The organism is uncultured Aurantimicrobium sp. (assembly GCF_936931525.1).
Taxonomy (GTDB): domain Bacteria; phylum Actinomycetota; class Actinomycetes; order Actinomycetales; family Microbacteriaceae; genus Aurantimicrobium.
Window position 1 is genome coordinate 1 of sequence record NZ_CAKZII010000181.1, and the last position, 1,756, is coordinate 1,756.

Here is a 1,756-nt window from a genome sequence, read left to right on the forward strand (position 1 = left end):
TCTGCCATGAAGGGCTCAGGGTCAATACCGTTGAAAGCGGGGCTGTCGTGAACCTCGAAGTGAACGTGGCAACCAGTCGAAGAGCCTGTGCTTCCCACATGAGCAATGAGCTGACCAGGTCCAACATTCTCGCCGTAGCCGACCACGATTCCGTCAGCACTGACGTGGCCGTAACGGGTTCGAATTCCGCCACCGTGGTTAATTTCAACCATGTAGCCATACCCGCCACCGATTGCACCGGCATAGGTAACACGACCACCTGATGCGGCATAAATGTCTGAACCACAACGCGCTGCTAAGTCAGTTGCATTGTGGAAGGAACCCGTCCAACCAGCTCCAGGAATATAGAAGTTATCGCGAGGACCCCACGAACTAGAGATGTATGCATTGGGAACGGGGTGGGTCCAACCTGCACCGGAAACCGAAATTCCTCGTGCTGCCGCTTCAGCAGCTGCGCGCTCAGCGGCAATACGTGCAGCCTCAGCAACACCTGCCTCATAACCTGCGACAGTCGCGGCGGTGGAATCTTGCAAAGCCGCAAGTTGTGCCTGCATGATCATCTGTTGATTTTCATTTTCAGCGAGTTTCGCCTGGGCGGCTTCCTGAGCAGCAGTTGCTTCAGCGAAAGCTGCTTCAGCCTGAACACGAAGTTCTTCTCGCGCTTTGACGGCGACCTTGGCTTGCTTAGAAAGAGACTCAGCTTCATTCTGAGAGGTCTGAGCTGAGGCATAGATTGCGTTTGAACGTTCCGCGAGTTTGCTCATGCTGCCGAGCTTGCTCAACAGTTTGTCTGCACCGTCTGACGTCTTTTCCATCAGGAGATTCATACTGAGGTCACTGCCACCCGAGCGATAAAGCTGGGCAGCGAGACGACCCGCTTGTGCGGCGGCTGCATCTGCTTCTGCTTGGCTCTTGGTTGCTTGAGCTTCAAGCTGGCCAGCGGTCTGTTCGGCTGCACCAAACTTCGCCATAGCGACACCGTACTCTTCGCCCTTCTTCGTTGCTTCTGCAACGGCAGCTTCAACCTCAACTTGGAGGGAAGCAATGAGACCTTGAATCTGGGCAATCTGTGCAGTCTTCGCAGCTTCATTACCGCGAGCGTTTTCCACGTCTGCCCAGGAGGGGTAGTCAGTTGCTGATGCAGACTGCGTCACGACAACGCCAGAGACTAAGCCTGCAATCGCGATGACAGCGATGGCCAGATAGGTCCGCGAATTACGCAGCAACAAGACGGACGCCTTGGGCGTTCCTTCGGTGCTTTTCATTCACATCTCCTGTTGCTTAAAGGCACGGTCTCTTCGACAGTAACAAGCGAACTTGGAGAAAGCTGGGAAGGCTCTCCGAGCCTGTGGATACCTCGATTGGCGCAGCACAGTAAATTTCCCTATGCTTATCTTTCGGTAGTTGCTTTATACCTGCTTCTTGGCCCCATCGTTTAGCGGCCTAGGACGGCGCCCTTTCACGGCGTTAACACGGGTTCGAATCCCGTTGGGGTCACCAGGATGTAGAATAATTCAGTTACCAAGTAAGGCCCTGTAGCGCAGTTGGTTAGCGCGCCGCCCTGTCACGGCGGAGGTCGCGGGTTCAAGTCCCGTCAGGGTCGCGGATGACCCTTCTTCGGAAGGGTTTTTCATCTAAGCGACGAGTTTGCTTAGGGCTCTGTAGCTCAGTTGGTAGAGCGCACGACTGAAAATCGTGAGGTCACGGGATCGACGCCCGTCGGAGCCACCACTGAAAGCCCCTGAATATCAGGGGC

The 1,756-nt window shown here is 55.1% G+C and carries 1 protein-coding gene and 3 tRNA genes; 3 read left to right on the plus strand and 1 reads right to left on the minus strand.

Annotated elements, in window-relative coordinates; all coding sequences use genetic code 11:
* Window positions 1–1,265 (minus strand): M23 family metallopeptidase (locus Q0362_RS09275; RefSeq protein ID WP_298122805.1); only part of this gene is annotated, 1,265 nt, incomplete at its 3' end.
* 159 nt (window positions 1,266–1,424) lie between these two features.
* Here Q0362_RS09275 and Q0362_RS09280 point away from each other — a divergent pair.
* From Q0362_RS09280 to Q0362_RS09290, 3 genes are all read left to right on the plus strand, one after another.
* A tRNA-Glu gene (locus Q0362_RS09280) sits at window positions 1,425–1,500 on the plus strand.
* A gap of 29 nt (window positions 1,501–1,529) precedes the next feature.
* A tRNA-Asp gene (locus Q0362_RS09285) sits at window positions 1,530–1,603 on the plus strand.
* 52 nt (window positions 1,604–1,655) lie between these two features.
* A tRNA-Phe gene (locus Q0362_RS09290) sits at window positions 1,656–1,731 on the plus strand.
* Window positions 1,732–1,756 lie beyond the last annotated feature (25 nt).